The organism is Variovorax sp. 20P10.2.4 (assembly GCF_058244205.1).
On record NZ_JBZAYE010000954.1, the window covers coordinates 1 to 2,039 of the forward strand.

The 2,039-nt window shown below is 69.8% G+C and carries 2 protein-coding genes; both read right to left on the reverse strand.

Going from position 1 to position 2,039, the window contains the following annotated elements; all coding sequences use genetic code 11:
- Positions 1 to 53 precede the first annotated feature (53 nt).
- Positions 54 to 926, reverse strand: coding sequence for a branched-chain amino acid ABC transporter permease (locus AC27VN_RS39845; RefSeq protein WP_057594262.1), 873 nt, complete (start codon positions 924 to 926; stop codon positions 54 to 56).
- A gap of 10 nt (positions 927 to 936) precedes the next feature.
- Positions 937 to 2,039 (reverse strand): ABC transporter substrate-binding protein (locus AC27VN_RS39850; RefSeq protein ID WP_490880267.1); only part of this gene is annotated, 1,103 nt, incomplete at its 5' end.

Below are 2,039 nucleotides of genomic sequence, written 5' to 3' on the forward strand. Positions count from 1 at the left end.
AGGAAGTGGTGGTGGACATGGTCTGGAAAGCGTTGGAAGCGAAGGGCGCGCCTTCAGTCGCGCGCGCCGAACAGCCCGTTGGGCCGCAGGATCAGCACCGCGGCCATCAGCGCGAAGATGGCGAGTTCGGCGAGCTCGGGCTGGAACAGCGTGGTCATCGCCACCACCACGCCCACCAGCAGGCCGGCCACGATGGCGCCGACCAGCGAGCCCATGCCGCCGATCACGGTGACCACGAAGGCCTCGATCAGCACCGAGCCGCCCATCTCGGGATTCACCCCGCGCAGCGGCGCCGCCAGCAGCCCGGCCAGGCCCGCGAGCGCGGTGCCGAGGCCGAAGATCAGGAGCCACACGCGGCCCACGTCGATGCCCAGCACCTTGAGCACCAGCGGGTCGCGCGCACCGGCGCGGATCACCAGGCCCAGGCGCGTCTTCTCGATGAACAGCCACAGCGCCAGCAGCAGTGCCGCGCACAGGCCGAGCAGGAACAGCCGGTAGAGCGGGAACACGCCGAAGCCCAGGTCGACCGCGCCGCGCAGCGCCTCGGGCGTGGCGAAGGCCTCGCCCTGCACGCCCCAGACCATGCGCACGCCGTCGACCAGCACGTAGGCCAGCCCGAAGGTCAGCAGCAGCGGGTAGTCGACGCCGCGGCCGTACAGCGGCCGGATCAGCCAGCGCTCGGCCACCAGCCCCAGCAGGCCGACCGCGAGCGGCACCAGCAGCAGGCACCACCAGAAGCTGCCGGTGAGGCCGTAGGCGTAGACCGCCACGTAGGCGCCCAGCATGTAGAAGGCGCCGTGCGCGAAGTTGACCACGCCCAGCAGCCCGAAGATGAGCGACAGGCCGACGGCCACCAGCACGTAGATGGCACCGAGCGCCAGGCCCACGAAGAGCTGCTGGAGCAGCAGGGAGACGGAGAGTTCCACGGCGAGGCTCTCAGGCGTGGCCCAGCTCGGCGCAGCTGCGCATGCGCGCCTCGTCGGGTGCCTCGGTGGCGACGATGCGGAAGATGTCGTCCTTGCCCTTGGCCTGCGCGGCGGGCTTCGATTCCACGATCAGCACCGACTGCACCGACTGGTGGTCGCAGGCGCGATAGTAGGTCGGCCCCTTGTAGGCGTCGCTCCTGAGGGCCTGCAGCGCCTCGGCCACGCGGTCGCTGTCGGTGCTTCCGGCCTGCTTCGCCGCGGCCAGCAGGTTGCGCACGCCCGCATAGCCCAGGCCCGCGTAGTCGGTCGGCGCGGTGCCGCCGTTGGCCGCGCGAAACGCCGTGTTGAAGGCGCGCGCCGAGGGCGTGCTCTCCTCCATGCCCCAGTAGTAGCCGGTGCCGCCGATGATGTCGGCATACACCTCGTGGCCGTCGACCATGCGGCCCGAGTGCATCAAGAGCGGCGCGATGATCTTCGACTTCTGCTTGACGCCGAAGTCGCCGGCCTGGCGGAAGGCGATCGACTGGTCGCGGCCGAAGTTGCAGACCACCAGCACGTCGGGCTTGAGCGCGAGGATGCGCGGGAAGTAGCTCGAGAAGTCGGTCTGGCCCAGCGGATGGCGGATGTCGGCCAGCACCTCGATGCCGAAGGCCTTGCCGGCCGCGAGGAAGCCGCGCGACATCTCGTGGCCGTAGGCGTAGTCGGCCGTGAGGAAGACCACGCGCTTGCCCATCTTCGGGAAGGCGTAGCGCGCCACCGCGCCCGCGGTCATGTGCGGGTTCAGGCACTCGTGGAAGGTGTACTTGCTGAAGTCCTTGGCCTCGTTGATCGAGTCGGACTGGCTCACCGAGTTGTAGATGATCTTGCGCTGCTTGGTCGCGTTGTTGACCGACAGCTGCACCGCCGCCGACACCGAGCCCACGATGAAGTGCGCGCGGTCCTTCTCAATGAGCTCGACCGTGCGCGTGACGGCCTCCTGCGGGTTGAGCTTGTCGTCGCGCACCAGCAGCTCGGCGCGCCGGCCGCCGGCCGCGTTGAATTCCTTGACCGCGAGTTCGGCGCCCTGCTGCACCGCGCGCGCCTCGGCCGCGAAGGGCCCGGTCAGCGGAATCG